This is a genomic window from Mesorhizobium sp. B1-1-5, from assembly GCF_006443065.1.
GTDB lineage: Bacteria > Pseudomonadota > Alphaproteobacteria > Rhizobiales > Rhizobiaceae > Mesorhizobium.
Genome location: NZ_VFWS01000035.1, coordinates 18,628 through 43,943 on the forward strand (window position 1 = coordinate 18,628; position 25,316 = coordinate 43,943).

Annotated in this window: 22 protein-coding genes; 8 read left to right on the forward strand and 14 right to left on the reverse strand. The window is 63.9% G+C overall.

The annotated features are described in order from the left end of the window. Positions 1–89: 89 nt before the first annotated feature. Positions 90–1,820: a 2-isopropylmalate synthase gene (leuA, locus tag FJ980_RS13825; protein ID WP_140543514.1), complete on the reverse strand. Its 1,731-nt coding sequence runs from the start codon at positions 1,818–1,820 to the stop codon at positions 90–92. Between the two features lie 453 nt (positions 1,821–2,273). Here leuA and FJ980_RS13835 point away from each other — a divergent pair, with 453 nt between their 5' ends. Both FJ980_RS13835 and FJ980_RS13840 read left to right on the forward strand, forming a co-directional pair. Next, positions 2,274–3,440, forward strand: a complete 1,167-nt coding sequence (locus tag FJ980_RS13835) for an ATP-grasp domain-containing protein (protein WP_140543516.1) — start codon at positions 2,274–2,276, stop codon at positions 3,438–3,440. 4 nt (positions 3,441–3,444) lie between these two features. Further along, positions 3,445–4,221: an alpha/beta hydrolase-fold protein gene (locus tag FJ980_RS13840; protein WP_140543518.1), complete on the forward strand. Its 777-nt coding sequence runs from the start codon at positions 3,445–3,447 to the stop codon at positions 4,219–4,221. A gap of 50 nt (positions 4,222–4,271) precedes the next feature. Here FJ980_RS13840 and FJ980_RS13845 read toward each other — a convergent pair whose 3' ends face one another. After that, on the reverse strand, positions 4,272–5,807 hold the full coding sequence (locus FJ980_RS13845; RefSeq protein WP_140543520.1) for an MFS transporter: 1,536 nt from the start codon (positions 5,805–5,807) through the stop codon (positions 4,272–4,274). Positions 5,808–5,953: 146 nt separating this feature from the next. On the opposite strand from FJ980_RS13845, the gene FJ980_RS13850 reads away from it, so the two are divergent. Then, entirely contained in the window at positions 5,954–6,841 is an 888-nt protein-coding gene (locus tag FJ980_RS13850) for a LysR family transcriptional regulator (protein ID WP_140543522.1), read from the forward strand. A 110-nt stretch (positions 6,842–6,951) separates the two neighbouring features. Here the strand turns inward: FJ980_RS13850 and FJ980_RS13855 are convergent, their stop codons facing one another. The 3 genes from FJ980_RS13855 to FJ980_RS13865 all read right to left on the reverse strand — a co-directional run bounded on the left by FJ980_RS13855 (position 6,952) and on the right by FJ980_RS13865 (position 8,604). Beyond that, entirely contained in the window at positions 6,952–7,263 is a 312-nt protein-coding gene (locus FJ980_RS13855) for a putative quinol monooxygenase (RefSeq protein WP_140543524.1), read from the reverse strand. Positions 7,264–7,314: 51 nt separating this feature from the next. Further along, entirely contained in the window at positions 7,315–8,088 is a 774-nt protein-coding gene (locus tag FJ980_RS13860) for an SDR family oxidoreductase (protein WP_181181197.1), read from the reverse strand. Positions 8,089–8,169: 81 nt separating this feature from the next. Further along, positions 8,170–8,604: a DsrE family protein gene (locus FJ980_RS13865; protein ID WP_140543528.1), complete on the reverse strand. Its 435-nt coding sequence runs from the start codon at positions 8,602–8,604 to the stop codon at positions 8,170–8,172. Positions 8,605–8,702: 98 nt separating this feature from the next. Between FJ980_RS13865 and FJ980_RS13870 the strand changes: the two genes are divergently transcribed. Then, positions 8,703–9,800: a hypothetical protein gene (locus FJ980_RS13870; RefSeq protein WP_140543530.1), complete on the forward strand. Its 1,098-nt coding sequence runs from the start codon at positions 8,703–8,705 to the stop codon at positions 9,798–9,800. A gap of 235 nt (positions 9,801–10,035) precedes the next feature. Here the strand turns inward: FJ980_RS13870 and FJ980_RS13875 are convergent, their stop codons facing one another. The 5 genes from FJ980_RS13875 to FJ980_RS13895 form a co-directional block, all read right to left on the reverse strand. Next, the gene (locus FJ980_RS13875; protein ID WP_140543532.1) at positions 10,036–10,983 is read right to left on the reverse strand and encodes a cation diffusion facilitator family transporter; all 948 of its coding nucleotides are present in this window, start codon (positions 10,981–10,983) and stop codon (positions 10,036–10,038) included. A 5-nt stretch (positions 10,984–10,988) separates the two neighbouring features. After that, complete coding sequence (locus FJ980_RS13880; RefSeq protein WP_140543534.1) at positions 10,989–13,178, reverse strand: anthranilate synthase; 2,190 nt, start codon at positions 13,176–13,178, stop codon at positions 10,989–10,991. 238 nt (positions 13,179–13,416) lie between these two features. Continuing rightward, the gene (locus FJ980_RS13885) at positions 13,417–14,472 is read right to left on the reverse strand and encodes a succinylglutamate desuccinylase/aspartoacylase family protein (protein ID WP_140543536.1); all 1,056 of its coding nucleotides are present in this window, start codon (positions 14,470–14,472) and stop codon (positions 13,417–13,419) included. A gap of 160 nt (positions 14,473–14,632) precedes the next feature. Beyond that, a complete protein-coding gene (locus FJ980_RS13890; RefSeq protein WP_140543538.1) occupies positions 14,633–16,009 on the reverse strand; it encodes an FAD-containing oxidoreductase in 1,377 nt (458 codons plus the stop codon). After that, positions 16,006–16,467: a DUF4126 domain-containing protein gene (locus tag FJ980_RS13895; protein ID WP_140543540.1), complete on the reverse strand. Its 462-nt coding sequence runs from the start codon at positions 16,465–16,467 to the stop codon at positions 16,006–16,008. Before FJ980_RS13895 ends, FJ980_RS13890 begins: the two co-directional genes overlap by 4 nt. Positions 16,468–16,600: 133 nt before the next feature. On the opposite strand from FJ980_RS13895, the gene FJ980_RS13900 reads away from it, so the two are divergent. Then, positions 16,601–17,158 (forward strand): sugar O-acetyltransferase, encoded by a 558-nt coding sequence (locus tag FJ980_RS13900; protein ID WP_140543542.1) that lies wholly within the window; start codon positions 16,601–16,603, stop codon positions 17,156–17,158. On the opposite strand, the gene FJ980_RS13905 is transcribed toward FJ980_RS13900, so the two are convergent. Then, positions 17,145–18,131 carry a helix-turn-helix domain-containing protein gene (locus FJ980_RS13905; RefSeq protein ID WP_140543544.1) on the reverse strand — a complete coding sequence of 329 codons (987 nt, stop codon included), beginning with the start codon at positions 18,129–18,131 and terminating at the stop codon, positions 17,145–17,147. The genes FJ980_RS13900 and FJ980_RS13905 overlap by 14 nt on opposite strands. A 126-nt stretch (positions 18,132–18,257) precedes the next feature. On the opposite strand from FJ980_RS13905, the gene FJ980_RS13910 reads away from it, so the two are divergent. The 3 genes from FJ980_RS13910 to FJ980_RS13920 all read left to right on the forward strand — a co-directional run bounded on the left by FJ980_RS13910 (position 18,258) and on the right by FJ980_RS13920 (position 20,592). Further along, positions 18,258–18,899, forward strand: a complete 642-nt coding sequence (locus FJ980_RS13910; RefSeq protein WP_140543546.1) for a cysteine hydrolase family protein — start codon at positions 18,258–18,260, stop codon at positions 18,897–18,899. Between the two features lie 157 nt (positions 18,900–19,056). After that, positions 19,057–19,272: a hypothetical protein gene (locus tag FJ980_RS13915; RefSeq protein ID WP_140543548.1), complete on the forward strand. Its 216-nt coding sequence runs from the start codon at positions 19,057–19,059 to the stop codon at positions 19,270–19,272. Between the two features lie 15 nt (positions 19,273–19,287). Next, on the forward strand, positions 19,288–20,592 hold the full coding sequence (locus FJ980_RS13920) for a hypothetical protein (protein ID WP_140543550.1): 1,305 nt from the start codon (positions 19,288–19,290) through the stop codon (positions 20,590–20,592). A 62-nt stretch (positions 20,593–20,654) separates the two neighbouring features. Here the strand turns inward: FJ980_RS13920 and FJ980_RS13925 are convergent, their stop codons facing one another. From FJ980_RS13925 to FJ980_RS13935, 3 genes are all read right to left on the reverse strand, one after another. Next, positions 20,655–22,334: a formate--tetrahydrofolate ligase gene (locus FJ980_RS13925; protein WP_140543552.1), complete on the reverse strand. Its 1,680-nt coding sequence runs from the start codon at positions 22,332–22,334 to the stop codon at positions 20,655–20,657. A gap of 314 nt (positions 22,335–22,648) precedes the next feature. After that, positions 22,649–23,773: a DUF2333 family protein gene (locus FJ980_RS13930; protein WP_140543554.1), complete on the reverse strand. Its 1,125-nt coding sequence runs from the start codon at positions 23,771–23,773 to the stop codon at positions 22,649–22,651. A 102-nt stretch (positions 23,774–23,875) separates the two neighbouring features. Then, positions 23,876–25,180: a DUF6638 family protein gene (locus FJ980_RS13935; protein WP_140543556.1), complete on the reverse strand. Its 1,305-nt coding sequence runs from the start codon at positions 25,178–25,180 to the stop codon at positions 23,876–23,878. Between the last annotated feature and the right edge of the window lie 136 nt (positions 25,181–25,316).

Sequence of the window (25,316 nt, forward strand, 5' to 3'; positions counted from 1 at the left end):
GCCCAATTTTTGTTTGACCGCAATTCCGGACGGAAGGCTACGGCGAAACCGCCGAGCCTAACCGCTTCACACTTTTCCTGGAATTTGCTCTAGCCCCCGATGATCCGGTTGGCGGCCGAAACGACGGCCTCCAGCGAGGCGGCGACGATGTTGGTGTTGATACCGGCGCCGAACAGCTTGCCGCCCGGATACTCCATCTCGACATAGGAGATCGCCGAGGCGTTGGAGCCGCGCTGCAAGGAATGCTCGGAATAGTCGAGCACCGACATGTCGACGCCGACATGGCGCGAGAGCGCATCGACAAAGCCGTCGATCGGGCCGGTGCCCGAGCCGGTGATGGTCACTTCCTTGCCGTTGTCGAGAATATCCGCTTCGACCATGCGCCGGCCCTTCACCTCGATGTCGGGATAGGTGCGATGGTCGAGGAACTTCAGCCGCGCGCCGGGCTGGTCGACATAGGTTTCGAGGAAGCGTTCGTGGATGCGCCTGGCCGGTACTTCCTTGCCTTCCGCATCGGTGATCGCCTGGATCGCCTGGCTGAATTCAATCTGCAGGTTGCGCGGCAAGTTGAGGCCGTAATCTGCCTGCAGCACGTAGGCGATGCCGCCTTTGCCGGACTGCGAGTTGATGCGGATGATCGCCTCGTAGGTGCGGCCGACATCGGCCGGATCGATCGGCAGATAAGGCACTTCCCAAATTGGGGTGTTGGCCTTCTTCAGAGCTTTCATGCCCTTGTTGATGGCGTCCTGGTGCGAGCCGGAGAAAGCCGTGTAGACCAGTTCGCCGACATAAGGGTGACGTTCCGGGATCTTCAGCTGGTTCGAATATTCGTAGACGTCCTTCATCCGGTTGATGTCGGAGCAGTCGAGCTCCGGATCGACGCCCTGGGTGAACATGTTGAGCGCCAGCGTGACGATATCGACATTGCCGGTGCGTTCGCCATTGCCGAACAGCGTGCCTTCGACGCGGTCGGCGCCAGCCATCAGGCCGAGCTCGGTGGTGGCGATGCCGGTGCCGCGGTCGTTGTGCGGATGCAGCGAGACGATCAGGTTCTCTCTGGCGTCGAGGTTGCGGCACATCCATTCGATGCGATCTGCATAGACGTTGGGCGTCGACATCTCGACCGTCGACGGCAGGTTGATGATCAGCTTGTTGTCGGCCGTCGGCTTCACGATCTCGGTGACGGCGTTGCAGATCTCCAGCGCGACTTCGAGCTCGGTGCCGGTGAAGCTCTCCGGTGAATACTCGAAGCGGTAGCCGCCGCCGGCCTTGGCGGCCATGTCGGTGATCATCTTGGCGGCGTCGGTGGCGATGCGCTTGATGCCGGCGACATCCTTCTCGAACACGACCCGGCGCTGCAGCTCGCTGGTCGAATTGTAGAAATGCACGATCGGGCGGTGCGCGTCCTTCAGCGCCTCGAAGGTCCGCGTGATCAGCTCGGGCCGGCACTGTACCAGCACCTGGAGCGATACATCCTGCGGCACGCCGCCTTCCTCGATGCACCAGCGGGCAAAGTCGAAATCGGTCTGCGAGGCCGAGGGGAAGCCGATCTCGATTTCCTTGAAGCCCATGTCGAGCAGCATGGCGAACATGCGCGCCTTGCGCTCATGACCCATCGGGTCGATCAGCGCCTGGTTGCCGTCGCGCAGGTCGACCGAGCACCAGATCGGCGCCTTGTCGATAGTCTTGTTCGGCCAGGTGCGGTCGGTCAGGCCGACCGTCGGGTAGGATTGGTATTTACGTGCTGCATCCGGCATGTGGCCGGCCGCGCGCTTCCGGCTTTCAGCCTCGCCGGCGCGGATTTCTTCTCGTGCGTTCATCGTCGTTTCTCCCGGCGGCCCGCATGCCCGCTTCAGGCGGATGGGTGGCGAGCGTCGCCTCTACCAAAAATTCGTTCGCTTGATGTGACTTGCCAAAGTCTGGCCAAGGAGCATGCGCCTTGAGCGGCGGTTTCGACCGCCGGGCGCTCCTTCAGCGAACCCGGCGATCGCCGATAAGGCCGAGAAGAAGCAGGGTCGAGGCGAGCGCGCGCGCGGTCTCGCCGGCAAAGCCGGTGCGAGAGGAGGCGACGGAGCGGACGCGCGTGGTCATGCCGGCTCTCTTACAGGAGCGGCCCGTCGGAGGCAAGCGGGACGCATGGATGAATGCCCTTGCCTAATATCGCCGCCGGTGCGGACAGCCTTCCCCGCGCCTCGCAAATGCGCCAGACTTGGTTTCGAAGGCTTGGTTTCGAAAGCTTGGCTGCCGAGCGAAGCTCCGGGAAGGGGTCGCCCATGAATTTCGTGTTCTTCTCGCCGCATTTTCCGGCCAACGGCGCCGATTTCTGCGACCGGCTGAAGAAGGCCGGCGCCACGGTTCTGGGCATCGGCGACGCGCCTTACGAGACCTTGAACGCCAAGCTGAAGGCGGCGCTTTCGGAATATTACCGCATCGCCGACATGGACGATTACGACGTCGTCTTCCGGGCGATGGGGCACTTCATCCATAAATGGGGCCGCATCGATCGCTTCGAGTCGCTCAACGAGCATTGGCTCGAACTTGAAGCCAATATCCGCACCGATTTCAACATCTTCGGCACCAAGCTCGACTTCGTGAAGAATTTGAAGCGGAAAAGCCGTATGCGCGCTTTCTTCCGCAAGAGCGGCGTGGAGACCATCCCGCAGCGCAAATGCTCCGACCGCGCCGGCGCCATGACCTTCATCCGCCGCGTCGGCTTCCCGGTGGTGGTCAAGCCGGATTCCGGCTCCGGCGCCTCGAACACCTTCAAGATCTCCAACGCCAAGGAGCTCGACCAGTTCTTCAAGGACAAGCCGGAGGGTGTAACCTTCGTCATGGAGCAGTTCATAGAAGGGCTGGTGGTGACCTTTGACGGGCTGGTCAACCGCGACGGCGAAGTGGTGCTGGCGGCGAGCCACCGTTACGATCAGAGCATCATGGAGGCTGTCAACCGCGACCGCCATATGAGCTACACCTGCTTTCCCGAGATCAGCCCGGAAGTCGAGGAGGCGGGCCGCAAGATCCTCAAGGCGTTTGACGTGCGCGAGCGCTTCTTCCATATCGAGCTGTTCGAAACCAGCGACAAACGCGTCATCGCGCTCGAGGTCAATATGCGCCCTCCCGGCGCCTGGATGACCGACGCCATCAACTACACCTTCGATATCGACGTCTATGCCGCCTGGGCCGACATGGTGGTCAAGGACGCGGCCGGGGGCCCTTACAAGGGCAAGTATTTCACCGCCTATGCCAGCCGCAAACGCCACATCGACTATTTGCACAGCCATGCGGACGTGCTAGCCGCCCACGGCGACAAGATCGTCCACCATCAGGCTATCGAAGAGGTCTTCAGCCGCGCCATGGGCAATTACGCCTACCAGATGCGTTCGAAGGATCCGAAGGCGCTGCGCCAGGCGGTCGACTACATCCACGCGGAAAAGGCCTGAGCCGATGGACGTCTCCTATCACAAGGACCATGTCCGCAATCTCGGCCGAGACATGGAATACAAGCGCTATGGCCATGCCGGGCGTCCGGTGGTGGTGTTCCCGACCTCGCAAGGGCGGTTCTATCAGTTCGAGGATTCGGGAGGCGTCGCGGCGCTTGCCGACTTCATCGACACCGGCCGCATCCAGCTCTTCACGCTCGACGGCATCGACTCGGAATCCTTCTTCGACAAGCATGCCGACCCGGCGCAGCGCATCGCCCGCCACGAAGCCTATTTCCGCTATGTGCGCGAAGAAGCGCTGCCGGAATTGCAGGCGGTTGCCGGCAAGTCCAACGGCGGCCGCGTTTTGAAGCCGCTGTTTTGCGGCTGCTCGATGGGCGGCTACCACTCATCCAATTTCGTGTTCCGCTTCCCGGAGCTGGCGAGCGGGGTGATCTCGCTGTCCGGCGTCTATTCGGCGCGCGACTTTTTCGGCCGCGCGCTGGAAGGCAATATCTATTTCAACTCGCCGCTCGATTATCTGCCCGGCATCGTCGACCAGAAGCTGCTCGGGCGGCTCAGGGCGCTCAGGCTGATCTTCTGCTGCGGCCAAGGCGCCTGGGAAGAGCGCATGCTGGTCGAGACGCGCGAGCTGGAACAGGTGCTGCGCGACAAATCTATCCCGGCCTGGGTCGACTATTGGGGCGGCGACGTCAGCCATGATTGGCCGTGGTGGCACAAGCAACTCGTCTATTTCTTCGGCCGCTGGCTGGATGACGATCTGATGCACAGGTTGGACTGAGGTGCGTTGATATTCAGGTGAGCCAGGCCGGCAAATGGGTTTCCTGACGGCTAACTCTCCTGGCAGGCCGGGACAGGCGCGACATCTTGTTCCGACGCCGATCCGCGACGCAAGCCGAGGAAGACGACGATGGCGGTGAGCACGGTGATCGTCGCCAGCACGATGAGCAGCCGGTCGAAAGCCGTTTCATAGGCTTGGACCAGGGCACTGGCGTCGGCCAAGTGCAGATGTTGCACCGTTTCGCTGATATTGCCGGTTGCCAGTAGCTGTGCCGCCGCGGCCGCTTCGGCAGGCGAGGCCAGTCCTTGAGCGCTAAGCTGCGTGGCCGTGAAACCGGACAAGGCCGCCATGACGATCGCCAGGGCCACGCCCTCGCTGGCGACGCGGGTGGTGTTGAATATGCCGACCGCCATGCCGGCGCGTTCCTTCGGCACGACGCTGACGGCAAGTCCGTCCATCAGCCCCCAGGGCAAGGCGATGCCGATGCCGATCAAGATCAGCGGGAGCACCAGCGCGTTGTCCGCCACCGGCACGCGACTGAGCCAGACCAGGCCGCCCGCGGCGACGAGGAGGCCCACACCGCAGATGGTGGCCGGGGCGATCCAGCGTGCCGCCTGGCCGGCCAGCAGCGGCAAGATCAGCAGCGGCCCGGACAGGCAGATCATCAATTGCCCCACCTCGATCTCGCTCATCCCCTCGATGCCGATGAAGCGGATCGGCAGGAGCACGAGCAGGACGACGAAGGCATAGGCAGGGGCGGCGGCCAGGAACTGCACGCCGACGAAACGCGGGAAGCGGAACAGTGTCAGGTCCAGCATCGGCCGACGCACCCGCCGCTCGACAATGACGAAGGCGGCAAAGAAGATGGCAGCCACGCCGAGAAGGGCGATAACGAGGGGATTGGCCCAACCGCTCTGGGGCGCCTGCAGCACGCCGCAGGTCAGCGCGGCAAGCGCGATGGTAAAGGTGCCGGCTCCTGTCCAGTCGAGCCCGGTTGCATCCGGGTCGCGCGATTCGGCGACGGCGCGCAGGCCAAGCGCGGCGGCGGCAACGCCAAGCACCGCCACCAGAAGAAAGATCGCGCGCCAGCCGAACGCGTCGATGAGCAGGCCGGAGGCAACAGGGCCGAAGGCAAGGCCGATGCCGAAGCTGGTGCCGAGAAAGCTGAAGGCGCGCAGACGCAATTGCCCGTCGAATTCCTGCGCAAGCGCAGAGGCACCGCCGGCAAAAGCGGCGGCGCCGCCTATGCCTTGCAGGGCCCTGAACAAGTCGAACCAGACGATACCTGGCGCCAGCATGCAGCCCAGCGCGGCAAGGACATAGGCAGCGAGGCCGGCGAGAAAAATCCGCTTGCGGCCAAGGTTGTCGGCCAACGCTCCGGCCGCCATGAGGCCGGCGCCGAAGGTCAGCATGAAGGCATTGGTCACCCAATTGAGCTCGATCGGACTGCCGCCGAGCTCGGCGGCAATGCGGGACAGCGCCACGGCGGGACCGGTGAAGCTCAACGGCATCGTCATGGCAGCGAGGCAAACCGACAGCAGCACGAGCCATCTGCCGGCCGGGCCGGTTCTGGTCATCAAAGTCATGGATTTTCCTATCTAAGGCAGGATTTGCCGACATGCCCTGACTGGCAGCGCCGGCCGCAACGACAAGATAGGGCGGCGGCATTTCCGGCAAAATAGTATTAGACTGCCAGTCATCCCGGAATGAAACGCTCGAATAGGTTTATGCCATGGATCGTCTGAACGGCCTTCTGGCCTTCGCCCGCACCGCCGAGCTCGGCAGTTTCGTCGCCGCCGGACGGGCGCTCGGCATCTCCGCCTCCGCCATCGGCAAGAGCGTCGCCCGGCTCGAGCAGGAGCTCGGCGTGCGTCTCCTGCAGCGCAGCACGCGGCGTATCGGCCTGACCGAGGAGGGCAAGTCGTTCAACGAGCGGGTGCGCCGCATCCTCGACGACATAGAAGAAGCGGAGGCGATGCTGTCGCGGACACGCGAGACGCCGCATGGCCGGCTGCGCATCTCGACACCGATCGTCACCTATCATCTGCTCTTGCCGGTGCTGTCGGAGTTCATGGCCCGCTATCCCGAGATCGAGCTCGACATCGATTTCAACGATCGCATCGTCGACGTTATCGACGAGGGTATCGACGTGGCGATCCGCAGCGGCGAGCTGCCCGATTCGCGATTGGTGTCGAGGCCGGTTGCGCCCTTTCGCATGCTGCTCTGCGCGGCCGCTTCCTACCTCGATCGCCATGGCACGCCCGGCACGCCGGCGGATCTCGCGGCGCATTTCGGGATACACTTCCGCTTTCTCAACAGCGGCAGGCTGCTCAACTGGCCGTTCACCACCGGGAGCGCCGAGCCGCAGATCCGTTCGATGCTGACCTGCAACAACATGGAGGCATTGAAGGGCGCGACGATTGCCGGTCTCGGCATCGCCTGCATGCCCGACTTCCTGGTTCGGGAGGCGCTGCATGACGGCAGACTGCGCACCGTGCTCGACGACCATGTCGATGGCCGCGGCCAGTTCCGCATGCTGTGGCCGTCCAATCGCCATCTTTCGCCGAAGGTCCGGGTCTTCGTCGATTTCCTCCCCGAAAGGCTTGCGGCGGGGCGATAGACCCCGGCAATCCAAACGAAGCTCCGCGGGGATTGTCAGTAGGTCGTGCGTCCGTCAGAGCTTTCGGATCGGGCCTGGATAGCGGGCCACGACATTGGGCTGCCACGACTTCACCCGGCCTTTTCGGGCGCAGGAAGGCCGAAGCCGCCCACGGGATGGGTCTCGATCTGGAATTCGAAGCCGGCGATGAAGGGACGCGCCCTGGCGATCGCCGCCTGGACGTCCGGCAGCTGCAGCGATGCCTTATGGCTCGCCTGGTCGGTCCACACTTCGGTGACCCAGATGGCGTCGGCGTCGGCCGGATCGGTGGCGATGATGTAGCTCAGGCAGCCGGGGAGAGCGCCGGTGCTTTCGCGCAGCACGTCCATGACCGCATCGCGCTGGCCGCGCGCCGCCCGCATCTTGCCGATCAGTCCGTACATGCCCTTGATCTCCTCCAGGTTGCGCGCTGCATCGAGTATGCAGTCGACCGCTCACGGCATCAACTGGCCACCATTGACCTCGATCACCTGGCCGATGATGTAGCCGCTCAACAGATCGGACGACAGGAACAGATAGGCGCCGACGCAATCCTCGGGCGTTCCGGCGCGCCCTTGCGGAATGGTGGCGACCATGGCCTTGATCTGCTCGGCGTTCGAATAGCGTTCGTGGAAGGGCGTCAGGATCGTGCCGGGCGCCACGGCGTTGACGCGGATGCCGAAGCCGATCAGCTCCTTGGCCATGCCGCGCGTCACGTTGGAAACGAAGGCTTTGGACGACCCGTAGAGGCCGGCACCACCGCCGGCGCCGTTGCGGGCGGCGATCGAGGTGGTGTTGATAATGAAGCCGCCCTGGCGCTTCAGCCAGGGAATCGCCTTGCGCGAAGCGGTCAGCACCGAGCGCGCGTTGAGGTCCATCACGGCGTCGTAATGCGCCTCGTCCTGGTCGGCATAGGCGACGCGGCCAAGCATGCCGCCGGCATTGTTGACCAGGCCGTCGAGCCGGCCGAATTGGTTTGCGCTCTCTTCGACGACACGCTCGACGTCGGCCGGGTTCGAGAAGTCGCCCTGGACCAGGAACACCTCGCCGCCATCGTCGCGGATGGATCCGGCCACGGTTTCGGCGGGAGCGCGGCTTGCATTGAAATGCAGCGCGACGCGGCATTTCTGCGCCGCGTAAGCACGGGCAAGTGCCGCGCCGATCCCGGTCGAAGCGCCGGTGACCAGCACCGCCTTGCCGGCAAGATCGGGGATGGCAAGTGTCGTCATGTCGGCTGGCCTCCGGGTTGCCATCCTTCGTAGGCCATTGCCGGCCCGGCCTTCAAGTGTTGGCGTTCAGTGGGGGCGCATTCAGGGCCTGAGATAGACATAGCCCTGATGCTGCAGTTCGGCGAGCTTCACGACGCCGCCCTTGTCGGCAAGCTCGAAGCCCGCCAGCAGGTCGGTCAGCGTGATATCCATGCCGTGCAAGGTGTTGCCGCAGGCTTGCGGCACAAGTCCCTGCTGGACGAGGCCGGCGAAGCGGCTGGAAACAGCGCCGGAAGCGCCCTTGGCCTTGAAGGCGGCCAGAGCCGGACCGTGCACCACAAGCACGATGTCGACGTTGCCGCCGGTGCCCTCATAGTGGTTCTTGATGTTGCCGAGGACGAAGTTGACCTTGTCGACGTCGCTGAGGTGATAGGCGACTTTCAGCCGCCCCTCATGCGTTGCCGCATTTGCCCGGCTCAGGCCGAAAAGGCCCGCGGCGCCAGCGAGACCGGCACGAAAGATGTCACGGCGCAGCATCGTATCCTCCGTTCGCCCGTCCGCTCGCGATTTTTGCATGGTCCAGGCGGCACTCCTAGACTAGCATATCCAAGTCCTGTCGGTGGGAGGAGGATCACATGATATCGAGGACCATGGTGGCGAGGACCATGGCGGTGGTGCTTTGCGCCGCCTTTGCCGCTTTGTTCGGCGCGGCGCGCGCCGAACAGCCGCCCAAGCTTCCCGAGCTCAGCCCGACCGGCGCCGACGCCTGCTTCGGCCGCGTCTACGACACCGCCCATCTCAAGGCGCATCCGCGCCAGAAGGTGGCGCGCATCTTCTTCTTCTACGGCCATGACCCGGTCAGCCGGACGAACGAAGAACCCGCCGCCAACCAAGATACGTCCTATAACGGCTTTCTCACGACAACGGTGCGCGGCGCCAAGAAGCCGGAATGGGCGAGCAGCTGGTGCAACAAGGAGGATCCCAGCGACAAGGCGAGCGGCATCCGTTGCGGCATGGACTGCGACCGGACGCTGGCTTCGCTGAAAGTCGACGACAAGGGGAAGCTTCTTCTGTCCGGCCTGTCGCCAGACGTCTATCTCGACCCGGATTCGGAAGAGCAGCTCGGCAAGGCCGAGTACAACAGGCAGGCGCTGGGCAGCGAGGACGACAATTTCAAGCTGGACCCGATGCCGGCCGAGACCTGCAAGGCGGAGTTCGCGCGCATCGATCCGATCGACCCGGCGCTGGGCGACCCGCTGCGCTTGCGGCTGAAGCCCGATCAGCCCTTCTGCTTCGGGCGTGACTACGACGATGCGCATCTGAAGTCGCACCCCAACCAGCTGACGCAATCGATCCGCGTGTTTCGCGGACCCGTCGAGCTCGCCTCCTTCTCAGCCGGCGGCGATGCCGCGAACTGGCCGGATGGGGCGGATGTCGCCGTTTCGGTGACGACGAGGCAGAAAGGGAAAAAGGTCACGCAGACCTATTCCTGCCAGGGCGAGGCCGATCAGTGGCGCTGCTCGGCCAATTCCAAGATGAGCGATTTTTCCTGCAACGTCTCGCAGAAGGAGATCTTCCTCAAGCGCGGCGTCAACGGCACGATGATGGTCGCGAACCCCAACAATGCGGTGGCGGTCCTCGATCTCTGCTCGAAGGCGGCGAACGGCAAGACCACGTCCGACGACAAGGTTTATCGACTGGAGCCGATGCCGCAATCGGCATGCGCTCCGTAACCTGCGCTTCGTCATTCTATGGCGGAGCAAGGAGCGACGCGACGCGGCGCAGACCATAGAATCCTGTGACTTGGAAGCGCCGCCTCGGTGCAGAATTTTGCTCCGTTGCATGCCTTGGCGAAGGTAACGGCATGGATTCCAGGGTCTTCGCGACGGAGCTTCGCTCCTGCTTCGCCCTAGAATGACGAAGTTGGGAGGCTTCACCGAAACCTCCAAGGCCGCGATATGAACCCTCTCAGGCGAAAGGCACCGCCGCGGTGCCTTTCGGCAGCTTCGCCTCGTCGTCCGGCTCGACATGGATGGTGACGCGCACCGAGGGGATCTCGGCCTTCAGCGCATCCTCGATGCGGTCGCAGATGACATGGCTGGCGCCGACGGTCATGTCGGCGTCGACCACCAGATGGAACTCGATGAAGGTGGCGCGGCCGGCAATGCGCGTCTTGAGATCATGCACCTCGAGCGCGCCCTTCGAATTGGCCGATATGATGTTGCGGATTTGCATGTGCTCGTGATTGTCGACGGCTCGGTCCATCAGCCCGCTCATCGACGAGCCGATGACGTGCCAGCCCTGCCATAGGATGTTGAGCGCGACGATCACGGCAAGCGCCGGGTCGAGGATCTGCCAACCGGTGAGCACGGCACCGACAAGACCGCCGAACACGCCGACGGATGTTACCACGTCGGTCATGATGTGCTGGCCGTCGGCGACAAGCGCAGGCGACTTCGCATTCCGGCCGGCGCGGATCAGCGTCCAGGCCCAGATCGCATTGATGACCGTCGCGACGCCGTTGACGGCAAGTCCTTCCCAAGGCTGTTCCAGCGGGGCCGGATGTTGCCAGGACTGCCAGACCTCGTTGAGGATCAGCAGCGCCGCGACGACGATCAGCACGCCTTCGAGGACGGCGGAAAAATATTCGGCTTTATGATGACCGAAGGGATGGTCCTGGTCGGCGGGCTTGTAGCTGACCTGGATCGCCCAGAAGGCGGCGGCCGATGCGATCACGTTGACGATCGATTCCAGCGCGTCGGAATAGAGCGCCACGGAACCGGTGATGTACCAGGCCGCAAGCTTCAAGACGAGCACGACGAAGGCGACGAGGATCGACCAGAAGGCAAGCCTGGCAATCTTCTCGCGGGTCGCGGCTTTCGCCGCGGCCGCCACCGGGTCCTGCGTCGCAGCCATGGTTCCTACGCGGCCTTTTCCTTGGCCTTGCGCGGCAGATGCGCGACGATGTTTTCGATGATGCGCATGCCGGCATTGTGACCGAGCGTCATGATCGATTCCGGATGGAACTGCACCGCCGCGATCGGCTCCTTGCGGTGCTCGAAAGCCATGATGATGCCGTCCTCGGTCTCGGCGGTGACCACGAAGCCGTCGGGCAGGCGCACCGGGTCGGCGAAGATCGAGTGGTAGCGGCCGACGGTCACTTCCTTGGGCAGGCCCGAGAAAATGATGCCCGGCTTGGACACGCGGATGCGCGACGGCTTGCCATGCATGGGAATGTGCAACTGCCTGAGCTCGCCGCCATAGGCCTCGGCCAATGCCTGCAGGCCGAGACAGACGCCGAAGATCGGCAGGTCGCGGCTGCGCGCTCGTCTGATGGTGGCGGCGCAGTCAAAATCCTTCGGCGTGCCAGGGCCGGGCGAAAGCACGACGAGGTCCGGCTTCAACCGCTCGAAGACCTCCTCCGGCACCGGCGAGCGAACCGTGGAGACGTTGGCGCCGGTCTGGCGGAAGTAGTTGGCCAAGGTGTGGACGAAACTGTCCTCATGGTCGACCAGCAGGATGTTGACGCCGTCGCCGACGCGCGCGGTGGTGCGCTCGGTTCCGGTGGCGTTGCCGGTCTTGGCGTCGCGGATGGCGGAGAGCATGGCGGATGCCTTCAGTTCGGTTTCGGCTTCTTCTTCCTCGGGAATGCTGTCGAAAAGCAGTGTGGCGCCGGCGCGGACCTCGGCGATGCCGTCCTTGATGCGGATGGTGCGCAAGGTCAGCCCGGTGTTCATGTCGCCGTTGAAGTTGACCATGCCGATCGCCCCGCCATACCAGGCACGCGGGCTCTTCTCGTTCTGCTCGATGAAGCGCATGGCCCACAGTTTCGGCGCGCCGGTGACGGTGACCGCCCAGGCATGCGAGAGAAATGCGTCGAAGGCGTCCATGCCTTCGCGCAGCCGCCCCTCGATATGGTCGACGGTGTGGATCAGGCGCGAATACATCTCGATCTGGCGGCGGCCGATGACGCGCACGGAGCCCGGTTCGCAGACGCGCGACTTGTCGTTGCGGTCGACGTCCGAGCACATGGTGAGCTCGGACTCGTCCTTCTTCGAGTTGAGCAGTTTGAGGATCTGCTCGCTGTCAGAAATGGCGTCGTCGCCGCGCTTGATGGTGCCCGAGATCGGGCAGGTTTCGACTCTGCGGCCGTTGACGCGCACGAACATCTCCGGCGAGGCGCCGATCAGATATTCGTTCTCGCCGAGATTGATGAAGAAGGAGTAGGGCGAGGGGTTGATCGACTTCAGCTTGCGCGAGATGTCGGAAGGCTGGGTCTCGCAGCGCTCGTAGAACATCTGTCCAGGCACGACCTCGAAGAGGTCGCCGCGCTTGAAGCTCTCCATGGCGCGGCGCACCAGGTTGGCGTATTCGCCCGGTTCATGGTCGCCGCGCGGCGGGATGCGGTCGGCGGTCTTGAACGGCTCGGCGGTGGCGTCGCGCGGCAGGCCCTCCGTCGAAAAACCCTCGCCCGAATAGTCGTAGCGGTCGGTCCAGGCCTTGGTCGAATAATGGTCGACGACGAGAATCTCGTCGGGCAGGAACAGCACGAGGTCGCGCTGGCTCTCCTTGCGCTCGAGCTTGTGGTCGACAGGATCGAACTGGAAGGCGAGGTCGTAGCCGAAGGCGCCGTAAAGGCCGAGATTGGCGTCCTCGGCGGTCTTGAACAGCGCGGTGATGGCGCGCAGCACCGTGAAGACGGACGGAACGCGGCTGCGCTCCTCCTCGGTGAACACGCGGCCCGGCTTGGCGACATCGAGGCGGATGAGCGTCTTCGAGGTCTCGACGATCGTCACTTCGCTGAGCTCGCCAAGCGCCTTGCCGATCACGGGCAATAGCGCTTCGCCGCGCTTGTTCAGCGCTTCGATGCGCATCGTGCGTCCCCGCGCGGAAATCACCAGCGGCGGATCGATGATGGCCGTATCCCAGCGCGTGTAGCGGCCCGGATATTCGTAGTTGGAGGAGAACACTGCGCCGCGACGCGAATTCAGGCCGTCGACATAGGCATCGATCGCGCCTTCATAGGGCCGGTCGTGCCGCTCGCGGGTGATCGTCACGCCGCCCGCGGTGACGAAACGCTCGGCCCCGTTGTCAAGAACTTTAGTCGTCATTGCCGTCTCCATCAGCGTCTTGGGCAACGGACCCGGGAATGGCGTTAAAAAACAAATGGCCGCCCGGATATTCCGCTGCGGCCACCCTCTTTTTCACGCGCACACGCACGAACAGGCCGCTGTCAGCGAGCCCACCACCAAATGGTCTTGTTCGAACGCATGTTCATGGCGACTCCCATAGCGGCGAATGGAGGTCCATGCAACTGGATTTCACGGCGATGGTGAAAGCCGCTACGCCTCAGTCTTCCAGCGTGCCGGAGCGTGCATCGGTGCTCCTGGCGTCGCCGGCGAGCTTCAGAAGATCCTCGCCGGCGCGGATGATGCGGCGCGCGCGGCGGGTCAGGATGAAGCCCGACTGAGGGGCGAACACTTCCGTGCGGCCGCCGGCCTCGCCGGGCGCGTGGACGATCGTCGCCAGCCTGTCGCCTTTCTTGACGCGGTCGCCGGGTTTGACGTCGTAAAGGATCGCGCCGGCCCTTGGCGAAGGCATCATGTCGATGTTTTCCTGCGGTACGACCGGTCCGGAAAATTTCTCGAATTTCGGCACGGATGAGTCCTGGACGACGCCGCGCACCACCAGCAGGCGGTAAAGCCCGGCGGCATCGGCCGCGGCGAGGGCGGCGTCGACATCGAGTATGCCGCGATATTCGACCGTGGTGACGGCGCGGCGATCGAAGCGCGCGACCCTCGCCGGCACGTTCTGGTAGGGCATGATCGAGGCGCCTTCGAAGGTGCCGGTATCGTCCTCGCTCCACAGCAGGACGGCTTCGGCGCCCATGGCGGCCGCGCAATCGGCCATATGCGGCCACAGGCTGGTGTGGATGTAGAGATAGGCCAGACCTTCGTCGTCGCAGTGGAGGTCAAGCACGATGTCGTTGCCGAGCGAGAGCTGGACGAGCCGGTTCTTCAGCCGGCGATCGGCGCCGCCGAGGCTGACATCCGGCAAGAGCCTTTCGTCGGGCGCGGCAAGCAAGGGAAAGGCGCGGTTGAAATTGGTGCGGGTGCCGAGACTGAAGCGGCCCTGATGCTCGCCGAAATGATATTGGGCGCGGCCGATCGGGTTGCCCCAGGGCACGATGGTGATCGTACCCTTGATGCGGCCCTCGGCCTCGGCCCTGGCGAGCATCGGCACCAGGGCGTCGATGGCGACGACGCCCGGCAGCTCGCCGGCATGCAGCGCCGCCTGCAGGTAAGCGGAAGGAGCCGCCTTGTCCTTGCCTTCGAAGCGCAAGACGGGAAATTCGTAAACGACACCCTCGCTGTCGCCGGCGATGCGTTCGATCGTCTTCTGCATGGGATATCTCCGCGTGAGGAGGTTTCAGCCATGCATTGTTGCGATCGGGCTGTCGAGTGGTCCAGCCTCGCCGGGCTGTCGGGTATCATCGCAATCGCGCTCGCCCGCTTGCTGCGCGGCACGAGGCTTCGCCGCAACGGCCGAACGCCGCCTCTGGACTTTAGACCAGCGGCTTCAGCTCCTGGGCGATGGTCGGCAGCAGCTCCGAGACATTGGGGTGGATGTGCATGGCGCGCGCCAGCGTAGAGATCGGCGCCTTGGCATACATGAGGTCGAGCACGCAGTGGATCGCCTCGTCGCCGCCCGGGCCGAGCACCGAACAGCCGAGGATCTCGCCGGTGTCGGCATCGGCCAGGATTTTCATGAAGCCTTGCGTCTCGCCCTTTTCGACGGCGCGGCCGACACGGGTCATCGGCCGCTGTCCGACCAGCGCGCGGCGGCCGGATTTCTTCACCGCGGCCTCAGTCATGCCGCAGCGCCCAAGCGGCGGATCGATGTAGAGCGCATAGGCCTCGATGCGGTCGCTCACCTTGCGCGGATCGTTGTCGAGCAGGTTGGCGGCGACGATCTCGAAGTCGTTATAGGAGGTATGGGTGAAGGCGCCCTTGCCGTTGCAGTCGCCCATCGCCCAGATGCCCGGCACATTGGTGCGCAACTGGTCGTCGACGACGATATAGCCGCGCTGGTCGACCGCTACGCCGGCCTTGTCAAGGCCGAGATCGTCGGTGTTGGGCGTGCGCCCCAGCGCCAGCAGCACATGCGAGCCGATGGCCGGGGATTTGCCGGCGGAGAAGGTGACGGCGATCCCATTGCCTTGCCTGGCAAAGGCGATGTCGTCCGCGCCGACATGGACGGCGATGCCTTCGTTTTCGAGTATCGATTGGATGGCCGCGGACGTGTCCTCGTCCTCGCGGCCGGTCAGCCGCGGCGCCTTCTCGATCACCGTGACCTCGGAGCCGAAGCGGCGGAACATCTGCGCGAATTCGAGCGAGATGTAGCTGCCGCCGACGACGATCAGATGGCTGGGCAGCACATCGAGATCCATCATCGATGAATTGGTGAGATAGGGCACGTCGTTGACGCCGGGCAGGTTGGGCACCGAGGCGCGGCCGCCGGTGTTGAGGAAAATCTTTGGCGCGGCGAGCAGCGCGTCGCCGACGTGCACCGTGTCGGCGGTGACGAAACGGGCATGGCCGCGATAAAGCGTACAGCCCTTCATCCCGGCGATCCATTTTTCGAGATTGCCGCGGGCGTCGTTGGTGACCTTGTCCTTGCGCGCCTTGATGCGCTTGTAATCCACGCCGACGGGGCCTGAGAGCGCGACACCGTAGTCTGCGGCGCGGCGGGCGAGATGCGCGGCATAGGCGCTCGCCACCATCGCCTTGGTCGGCATGCAGCCGGTGTTGACGCAGGTGCCGCCGATGAGCTTGCGCTCGATCAGCGCAACCTTCATGCCGGCGGCCTCGAGCCGGCCGACCAGCGGCGGCCCGGCCTGGCCGGCGCCGATGACGATGGCGTCGAAGCTCTTTGCGCTCATGCGACCGCCGCCACGATGAGCAACCCGCCGATGATGGCGACCGCATCCTCGATGAAGGCGGCGGGCTGATCCTTGCCGAATGCGGCGGCCAGCCGGCCGCGGACCTCGGCGCCGCCCAGCGTGCCGATCACCGCGCCGATCGCGCCGGCGACCAGGCCGCCGATGGTGGCGCCGGCGGTCGCGCCGATCACCGCGCCGCAGAAGGCGCCGACGACGATGCGGGTGCCGAACTGCGGCGGCACCTTGCGGCTCGGCGTCGACGGCAGCTGGTCGGCGACCAGCTCGACGATGGCCAAGACGGTGAAGATGCCGACGGCGATCCAGTGGCCCATGAAGCTCGCCCAGGTGCCCGCGACCGGAAGCCAGCCGAGATAGGAACCCCAGGCGACGGCGGCGGGCGCGGTCATGGCGCGCAGGCCGGCAATGACGCCTATCAGCAGGGCGAGAATGTAAAGCACGATCGACCCCCTCAAACCGAGACCGTCGCGTGGTCTCGCGACGGAAGGCTAGCACAAGCCAAGCATTTCGCCACGGGGCTTTGTCTCACAATCGATTATGCTTTGGCAGCAGACGAAATCTGGAGGTATCGCCATGACGGCAAGCGAGCGCATGAAGATGGCGGCGGGCGAATGGTACACCTGCATCGACGATGAGCTGGAGGCATTGCGCGTCGCCGCGCGCGATGCGGTGTTCGAGCACAACGGCCTGCCGCCCAGGCAACGCGGCAACATCGCACTGGCCCTGCGGGCGCTGCTCGGCGGGGTCGGCGAGGGGGCTCGCATCGAGGCGCCGTTCCATTGCGCCTACGGGTTTAACATCCATCTCGGCGAGGGGGTCTTTCTCAATGCCGGCTGCACCATCCTCGATACCGCGCCGGTGCGCATCGGCAAGGGCGCCCTGCTCGGCCCCAATGTGCAGATCTACTGCGCCGAGCATCATCGCGAAGCTGTCGGCCGACTGGCCGGACTGGAAATCGCCAGGCCGGTAACGATCGGCGACAACGCCTGGATCGGCGGTAGCGCGGTGATCCTCGCCGGCGTCAGCATAGGCGAGGGCGCCATCGTCGGCGCGGGCGCGGTGGTGAGGCGCGACGTGCCGGCGAACACCACGGTCGTCGGCAACCCGGCGCGGGTCGTCACGCGCCGATGAACGCACCGGCGTTTTGAGCGGTTTTTGAGAATTCACGCCGGTACCGCACCGGCGAGGTCCTGAGCCGCGCGGCAAAGTGCTGGCGCAGCGAGGTGGCGCTGCCGAAGCCGGCTTCGAAGGCCACGATGTCCATCGATTTGTCCGTCTGCTCCAGCAGCCTCTGCGCAAATGCCACGCGCTGGTCGGCAAGCCAGTCGCCGAAACTTGTGCCTATCGACTTCTGGAAGCGGCGCGTGAAGGTGCGGCGGGTGAGGCCGGCCGCATCGGCGACGCTGTCGAGGCTGTGCGGTTCGCCGAGCGCCGCCCGCACCTGGTCGAGAGCGCGCGTGAACCGGTCGGCATTCGGTGTCGGCGCAAGCGGGCGCTCGATGAACTGCGCCTGGCCGCCCTGCCGATGCGGCGAGAGCACAACGTGGCGGGCAAGCCGAAGGGCGGCCTCCGCGCCATAGCGGGCGCGAACGATGTGCAGGCAGCAGTCGAGGCCGGCGGCGACGCCGGCGGAGGTGACGATGTCGCCATCGTCGACATAGAGCACGTCCGCATCGATCGCGATGTCGGGATGAAGCACGTGCAGCCGATCCGTATAGGCCCAGTGGGTTGTTGCCTTGCGCCCGGCCAGCAATCCGGCGCCGGCAATGGCGAAGGTGCCGAGGCACAAGCCGACAATGAGCGCGCCGCGCCGATGCGCGCGCTGCAGCGCGTCCTTGAACGGCGCGGCCAAGGGATCCTCGAGATCCTTCCAACTCGGGATGATGACGATGTCGGCCTCGTCGAGCGCCGAAAGCCCATGCGGCACGACGATGCTCAGCCCCGCATCGGTATGAATGGGTCCCTCGTCCATCGCACAGACACGGAAGTCGAAGCGCGGCAGCCCAAGTTTGGTTCGATCGGTGCCGAACACCAGGCACGGCACGGAGAGGTGGAACGGGCTGATGCCGTCGAAGGCGACGGCGGTGATGATCGGATTCTTCATGGCAAGCATCGCTCCGTTGAAAGCTGAATGTCCCAATTTTTTCGGATGATGTCAATCAGGCCACTTTTTTGGCTCGAAACATCGGCCTAGCTTAGCGCCCATCAACTCGGTCGAAAGGAAACCGCCATGTCAGCACCAGCCACCCAGCCACGCCGCGCGCTTGTCGTCGTCGATGTCCAGAACGACTACAATGGCGGCAATCTCGCCATCCAGCATCCGCCATTCACTAAGACCGTCGCCAATGTGGCGCGCGCCATGGATGCCGCCGCAGCGGCCGGCGTCAAGGTGGTCGTCGTCAAGCAGATGGCGCCCGAGACCTCGCCGATCTTCGCCAAGGGCAGCCATGGCGGCGAGCTGCATCCCGAGATCGCCAGGCGCGCACGCGACCACTATGTCGAAAAGACGCTGCCTTCGGCCTTCACCGGCACGGACCTTGAGGCCTGGCTGCGCGCCAACGCCATCGATACGATCGCGGTCGTCGGTTACATGACCCACAATTGCGATCTGTCGACCATCATCCACGCGGTGCATATGGGCTTTGCCGTCGAGTTCCTTTCGGATGCCAGCGGCTCGGTGCCCTATGCCAACAGCGCCGGCTACGCGTCCGCCGAGGACATACACCGGGTGGTGAGCGTCGTCTTGCAGTCGCGCTTCGCTGCGGTGCTCAAGACCGCCGAGTGGATCGATTGCCTGAAGACCGGGAAGTTGCCCGAGCGCGACACGATCTATGCGTCCAACCAGCGGGCCCTGCAGCGGAACGCCGCGTAACCGAAGCCGTTCAAAAGCAAGGGCGCCGCCAGGATGCGGCGCCTTTTTCTTGGCGCCAAATATCCAGCAAGAGCGTGAGCCATTTCACGGACGCCGTTCCGGTATTTTCAGAAAGTCGCCGCGCATGTGAATAAGCGCGGTTTGCTCGGGGGCTGGATTGAAGGCGCGCGTTGCACGAACCTTGGTCGTCCTGGCCCTCGCTGTCGGCGCGGCGCTGCTGCCATGGCCCGCCTTCGCGCAAGTTCCGCCGCATGCGCCAGGCACGATCTGCTTCACCCAGTTCTTCTGGTGCTGGGCGCAACCGCCCGGGCCGGCCGGCTATCCCTGCGGATGCCCGTCGCAATATGGCTTCGTGCAGGGTTATCTGGGCTAGTCGTCGGGGGGCGCGATGACGACATTCCACGATCCTCTTGTCTCCGGGTTGCTTGCCGACGCCAAGCTGGTTGCCGGCTACGGCCGCTACGGCGTGTTCAAGGACAGTGCGCTCTTCGCCGCGATCGGCGACGCGGAAAAACTCAGTGACGCGAGCGCAAGCCAGCCCGAGGTCGTCAAACTTCAAACGGTGCTCAACGACTGCTCCAGCACCGTGCCGTTTTCAACCCTGGCTGCGCTGCGCACCGGCTGGTCGCCGGGCGACATGTCGCGGCGGACCGCGCTCGCGACCTATTTCCTCATCGCCCTATCGGTGACGATGATGATCGTCATCGGCAAGCTGACCTATGTCTACAACAGGGGCGTCTCGATCAACGCGGAACTGCAGGAGATCGACAACAACGATTTCAGCGCTCGGTTCGGGCAGTCAATCAGGCAAGTCTGGGCGACCAAGAAGCAATTGAGCTCGGCCGCCGCCCAGCAGGCATCGGCGACCGATCTGACGCTTCTGAAGGACGCCTATTACAATTCCGTCGACAGCCTGCATTCGCTCGACCAGCGTTTTTCCTCGTTGCTGGTGCGGGCGCAGGGGTTCATGACGCAAGAGGCGCCATTTCCGCTCTGGGGCATGCAATGGGCCTATTGCAAGTTTTCGGCTTCCCCGGCCAAAGCGGGCGCGCCGCTTGATTTCTCGAACCCCAGGCAGATGGCGATTGACCAGTTCTGCGGCCAGCAAATCGCGCTGGCGCAACAGCAGAGCGGCGCCGCGAGCAGCCAGCCGCTCAAGCAGTCGGATTTCGATTGCAGGAACAACGGCAACACTCAAGGCGGCATGCAAGTCGTCAGTTCTACCGGCGTGGTCGAAGACGTGAGCGCGGATTTCGACGAGGCGACACGCGATCTGCAATGCGAAGGCGTCATCACCATCACGCCGAATTCGATTTCGACGCTGACTTTGCAGGCCAAGACGCTCAGCGAGGTTCTCAGCCCCTATGCGCTGTGGATCCTGCCCGCGCTTTACGGCGCGCTTGGCGGCATCATGTTCCACATGCGCATGATCCTGAACCCGCTTTTGCCCAATCCGCCGCTGTCGCGGCTCATTCATCGCATCGCGCTGGGCGGGCTTGCCGGCATGATCCTCGCCTGGTTCATGGCGCCGGGAACCAAGCTCGGCGGCGAGGTGACCGGCATAGGCTTCAGCCTGTTCACCTTCGCTTTCTTGTTCGGCTTCAGCCTCGATATCTTCTTCGCCATCCTCGACCAGTTCGTCTCGATGTCGGTCGCCGGCATCAAGAAGTTCGGCTCGCCTACGGTGGCGTGAAAGCCGGCGAAGAAAAAAGGGCGCCGCGGTGAGGCGGCGCCCGTGGTCTTTCAACTCGCTGTCTAGAACAGACCCTCGATCTGGCCAATCTCGTTCAAGAAGATCTTTTCCGAAGACGGCGCCTTGGGCAGGCCGGGCATGGTCATGACCTCGCCGCAGATGATGACGACGAAGCCGGCGCCGGCCGAGAGCCTGACCTCGCGCACCGGCACGGTGTGGCCGGTCGGCGCGCCGCGCAGGTTCGGGTCGGTCGAGAACGAGTACTGGGTCTTGGCCATGCAGACCGGCAGATTGCCGTAGCCGGCCTGCTCCCAGGCATGCAACTGGTCGCGGATCGACTTGTCGGCGATCGCCTCGTCGCCGCGGTAGATGCGCTTGACGATGGTGTTGACCTTCTCGAACAGCGGCATCTCGTCCGGATAGAGCGGCGAGAACTGCGAGGCGCCGGATTCGGCGATCTCGACCACTTTCCTGGCGAGGTCCTCGATGCCTGCCGAGCCCTGCGCCCAGTGCTTGCACAGGATGGCCTCGGCGCCCTGCGCCTTGACGAAGTCCTTCATCGCCTGGATCTCGGTTTCGGTGTCGGTGGTGAAGTGGTTGATCGCCACCACTGCCGGCACGCCGAACTGCTTCACATTCTCGATGTGGCGGCCGAGGTTCAGGCAGCCTTTCTTGACCGCCTCGATGTTTTCCTTGCCGAGGTCTTCCTTCTTGACGCCGCCATTCATCTTCATGGCGCGCACCGTGGCGACGATGACCGCCGCCGACGGCTTCAGCCCCGCCTTGCGACACTTGATGTCGAAGAACTTTTCCGCGCCGAGGTCGGCGCCGAAGCCGGCTTCGGTGACGACATAGTCGGCGAGCTTCAGTGCCGTCGTGGTGGCCACGACCGAGTTGCAGCCATGCGCGATATTGGCGAACGGGCCGCCATGCACGAAGGCCGGGTTGTTCTCCAGCGTCTGCACCAAATTGGGCTGCATGGCGTCCTTGAGCAGCACCGCCATGGCGCCGTCGGCCTTGAGGTCGCGGGCATAGACCGGCGACTTGTCGCGGCGGTAGGCGACGATGATGTCGCCGAGGCGCTTCTCGAGGTCCTTGAGATCGGTGGAGAGGCACAGGATCGCCATGACTTCGGAAGCCACGGTGATGTCGAAGCCGGCCTCGCGCGGATAACCATTGGCGACGCCGCCGAGCGAGCAGATGATCTCGCGCAGCGCCCGATCGTTCATGTCCATGACGCGGCGCCAGGCGACACGGCGAGTGTCGATGCCGAGCTCGTTGCCCCAATAGATGTGGTTGTCGATCAGTGCCGAAAGCAAGTTGTGCGCCGTGGTGATGGCATGGAAGTCGCCGGTGAAATGGAGGTTCATGTCCTCCATCGGCACGACCTGCGCGTGGCCGCCGCCGGCGGCACCGCCCTTGACGCCGAAATTCGGGCCGAGCGAGGCCTCGCGGATGCAGATGATCGCCTTCTTGCCGATGCGATTGAGCCCATCGCCAAGGCCGACCGTGGTGGTGGTCTTGCCTTCGCCGGCCGGCGTCGGGTTGATGGCGGTGACCAGGATCAGCTTGCCGTCCTTCCTGTCTTTCACCGACTTGATGAACTCGGCCGAGACCTTCGCCTTGTCGTGGCCATAGGGTAATAGATGCTCGTTCGGGATACCGATCTTGGCGCCGATCTCCTGGATCGGTTTCTTCTTGGCGGCGCGCGCGATCTCGATGTCGGACTTCACTTCGGCCATGACGGCTTTCCTCTGGATTGGGCGGTGGAAGGGACGGTTTTGATCATTTGTGCATGTTCGAAATGCCGCGCGGGCGCAAGGACAAGTTCTAACCCTGTCGCGGCCGCGGCGTCAACTTCCATGCAACTAAGTTTCCTGCAAAGAAAAACTGCTGTTCCCGGTTCGACCCTGTTCGGGTCTTCGGCCCCGGTCGCTTGCGGCGTATAGAAGCCAGAGCCAAGACCGTTCCGCCGTCTCAAAACAGCCGCTGAATACGCGAAAAGCGACAGAGGCAACGGCGCAAATCCACCATCGCAGTGTCGTCTCGAAAGACGCTATTGCGTGAGCACGTTGCTGATCTCGACCATGTTGGAGCGCACGCGCAGGATGTAGAAGCCCATCGTCGTCAGATGCGTCGGCAGGAGCCAGCCATCCTCGCGGCCGTTGGCGATGATGAAGGGCTGGATGCGCAGCGCCGAGACGAATTGCGAATCCATCGTGTCCCAAAGGCTCTGCAGGTGTTTTTCCTTGATCACGTTCTCGAAGTCGGCCTGGGCGCCCTTCATCAGGCCATAGTAGGCGTAGAGCTGGCCATAGGCGAACCAGAAGCGGTCGTCGGCGCGGGTATCGAACCAGCCATTGTTGTGGTTCTCCGCGCGCTCCTTGAGGATGGCCGAGGTGGATCCGATGTCCGAGGAGATGCGGTCGATATATTGCTTCAGATTGTCGGCACGGGCGTCGAAGGTCGCCTGGCAGGTGGCCAGCCGGGCGTTGAAATTCCGCAGCTTGCGCACCGCGTCGCGATAATAGCTCGGCGTCGGCGTCTTGGGGCCGAACGGGTTGAGGCCGAAATACCAGGTGTATTCATCGAACTGCAGATTGCCGCGCGCATCCTGCAGGTCGGCATCGATCTGCGATGTGGTGCGCACGCGGCCGAGATTGTCGGCAAGCTCGGTCGCGGTGCGCCGCACCGCCTGGTTGATGCCGCGCTGGAAGGAGGCCTTGTTGTCCATCCAGGGCGTGTTGTCCCAATCGATGCCGAACAGGCCGAGCTTGTAGAGGATCATCGAGGAGATCCAGGCATTCTGGTTGACGTTGAAGTCCGTCAAATCGGCGGCAACCTGGGCGATCGCCGAGTTGCCGCATGTCTTGGCCGTATCGGTGCCGCTGCCGGCCGAAACCTGCTCGCCCGCCGACACGTTCCGCTTCTCGAACGTGTAGGTGTCGGGATAGTTCGGGTCGAAATTGTTCCACCACTGCGTGGCGTAGAAGAAATTGGCGTAGAGGCCGATCAACACCAGAATGGCAAGGCCGACCACCGCCTTGAGGATCCAGCCGCGCTGGCCGTACCAGCGGCCAACCCACATGAACGGCCACAGGATGAGGCCGATGACGAAGCCGATGCCGCGGCCGATCCATTGAAAAATCTGGGTGACGAAGTTCACGATCGGATCAAGCATGGCTGTGGCACCCCTTAGCATGATGCCAAAAAGTTGCAGACTTTTTGGATAACATCATGCGCCAACACAATAAATTAGAACCAAATGACGGTTCATTTCGTTCTAGTCAGTCAGGCCGTAAAGGCGCGCGCGGAACGCCGCCTTGTCCTTCAAATATGTGGTTTTCAGAACGTCCACAACATGGCTTCGCCAGGCGTCGCTGAAGCCGTCATAGTCCTTGTAGAAGCCGGGCTTGTTGAAGACGTAGCGCGAAACGAAGTCCTGCGGCACGAAATCCGAGATCAGCTGGTTGGTCAGCCAGGCATCGGGATGATCGGGCTTGGCGCGCACGACCAGGAAACGCTGGGGCGGCGGCACATCCTCGATCTTGAGGTGGCCGAGCTGGGCGATCTCGCGCTTGGCGGCGTTGAGGAACGGGAAATTGCCGTCGCTGGCGATCAGGTCGGCATGGCCAAGGATCCAGGTCTGCAGCCAGACCTTGTCGACATCGGTCAGATTGCGGTTGGGCTCGGCATCGCGGATCAGCGCCCGCACGACCATTTCGGCGCGGTGCTCGAGATAACCGGAAGCCTCGATCCAGGAGGCGCGCGGCAGGTCGAGGCGGCCGGTGGCGGCCAGGAAGCCGAACACCTTGTCGGCGTCGTTGATCGACAGATAGCTCACCTGCCAGGGCCGCGAGCGGCGGAAGCCGGGAGCGGCCGGATCGCTGATCACCGTCGTCATATCGGGGTCGACGAAGACATAGAGGCCGCCGAAATGGCTTGTCCAGTAGGCGTTGTGGCGGAAGATAACCTGGTCCGGCACCAGCGCGTTCTCGCGGATGTCGCCGCAGACCTTGGCAAGGTCGACCATGCGCTCAAGCATGGCGTCGTCGCGCCAGGCGTCAGGCTCCTGCCTCAGCCGGTCGACGAGCTTGCCGAGCTCAGCCGCCTTGCCGAGCACATCTTCGGCCGACAACACCTTGAACTCGACCTGGTTGATCGACAGCAGGTCCTCGATGTCGTTGACCTTCGGGACCGAGTCCTCGATCTCGCCGTAGATGACGTCCTTGATGGTCAGCGCGTCGATCGCGCGCTGGTTCTTTGACATGAACTCGAACATCAGCTGCGAGGTGTTGGAGAAGGCGGTGTGGACCACCGGCAGGTCGATCTGCGACGGCGTCAGGATGATGAAGCGGCGGTTGACCTCATTGGGGTCGAGATAGTCGTAGTCGCCGCATTCCTCGGCGATCTCGGGCGAGAAGCCGGTGCGGTCGATCTGGAAGCTCTCAAGCTTGGTGGGCTCGAGGCCGAAAGCGGCAAGCGCCTTGTTGTAGCGCTGGATGAGGTGCGGCTCGTCGATAGTGAGCAAGCGGCCGTAGATCAGCTCGTTGTCGCGCAGAAGGTCGGGCTTTTTTATTGCGCTCATCTTCCCTTCTCCCCGTTCACGGGGAGAAGGTGCCCGAAGGGCGGATGAGGGGCGCGAGCTCTCCTTCTCCCCTTGTGGGAGAAGGTGGCCGCGAAGCGGCCGGATGAGGGGTGCTCCAGGGAATGCCAGCGTCTCA

Bases quoted from the DNA above. Each gene is read 5' to 3' on its own strand.
- FJ980_RS13870 (WP_140543530.1), top strand. From the start codon at position 8,703: ATGATATCGAGGACCATGGTGGCGAGGACCATGGCGGTGGTGCTTTGC.
- FJ980_RS13835 (WP_140543516.1), top strand. From the start codon at position 2,274: ATGAATTTCGTGTTCTTCTCGCCGCATTTTCCGGCCAACGGCGCCGAT.
- FJ980_RS13935 (WP_140543556.1), bottom strand. From the start codon at position 25,180: ATGAGCGCAATAAAAAAGCCCGACCTTCTGCGCGACAACGAGCTGATC.
- FJ980_RS13845 (WP_140543520.1), bottom strand. From the start codon at position 5,807: ATGACTTTGATGACCAGAACCGGCCCGGCCGGCAGATGGCTCGTGCTG.
- FJ980_RS13885 (WP_140543536.1), bottom strand. From the start codon at position 14,472: ATGCAGAAGACGATCGAACGCATCGCCGGCGACAGCGAGGGTGTCGTT.
- FJ980_RS13855 (WP_140543524.1), bottom strand. From the start codon at position 7,263: ATGTACGGACTGATCGGCAAGATGCGGGCGGCGCGCGGCCAGCGCGAT.
- FJ980_RS13900 (WP_140543542.1), top strand. From the start codon at position 16,601: ATGACGGCAAGCGAGCGCATGAAGATGGCGGCGGGCGAATGGTACACC.
- FJ980_RS13905 (WP_140543544.1), bottom strand. From the start codon at position 18,131: ATGAAGAATCCGATCATCACCGCCGTCGCCTTCGACGGCATCAGCCCG.
- FJ980_RS13865 (WP_140543528.1), bottom strand. From the start codon at position 8,604: ATGCTGCGCCGTGACATCTTTCGTGCCGGTCTCGCTGGCGCCGCGGGC.
- FJ980_RS13880 (WP_140543534.1), bottom strand. From the start codon at position 13,178: ATGACGACTAAAGTTCTTGACAACGGGGCCGAGCGTTTCGTCACCGCG.
- FJ980_RS13860 (WP_181181197.1), bottom strand. From the start codon at position 8,088: ATGACGACACTTGCCATCCCCGATCTTGCCGGCAAGGCGGTGCTGGTC.
- FJ980_RS13840 (WP_140543518.1), top strand. From the start codon at position 3,445: ATGGACGTCTCCTATCACAAGGACCATGTCCGCAATCTCGGCCGAGAC.
- FJ980_RS13890 (WP_140543538.1), bottom strand. From the start codon at position 16,009: ATGAGCGCAAAGAGCTTCGACGCCATCGTCATCGGCGCCGGCCAGGCC.
- FJ980_RS13850 (WP_140543522.1), top strand. From the start codon at position 5,954: ATGGATCGTCTGAACGGCCTTCTGGCCTTCGCCCGCACCGCCGAGCTC.
- FJ980_RS13920 (WP_140543550.1), top strand. From the start codon at position 19,288: ATGACGACATTCCACGATCCTCTTGTCTCCGGGTTGCTTGCCGACGCC.
- leuA (WP_140543514.1), bottom strand. From the start codon at position 1,820: ATGAACGCACGAGAAGAAATCCGCGCCGGCGAGGCTGAAAGCCGGAAG.
- FJ980_RS13910 (WP_140543546.1), top strand. From the start codon at position 18,258: ATGTCAGCACCAGCCACCCAGCCACGCCGCGCGCTTGTCGTCGTCGAT.
- FJ980_RS13925 (WP_140543552.1), bottom strand. From the start codon at position 22,334: ATGGCCGAAGTGAAGTCCGACATCGAGATCGCGCGCGCCGCCAAGAAG.
- FJ980_RS13930 (WP_140543554.1), bottom strand. From the start codon at position 23,773: ATGCTTGATCCGATCGTGAACTTCGTCACCCAGATTTTTCAATGGATC.
- FJ980_RS13875 (WP_140543532.1), bottom strand. From the start codon at position 10,983: ATGGCTGCGACGCAGGACCCGGTGGCGGCCGCGGCGAAAGCCGCGACC.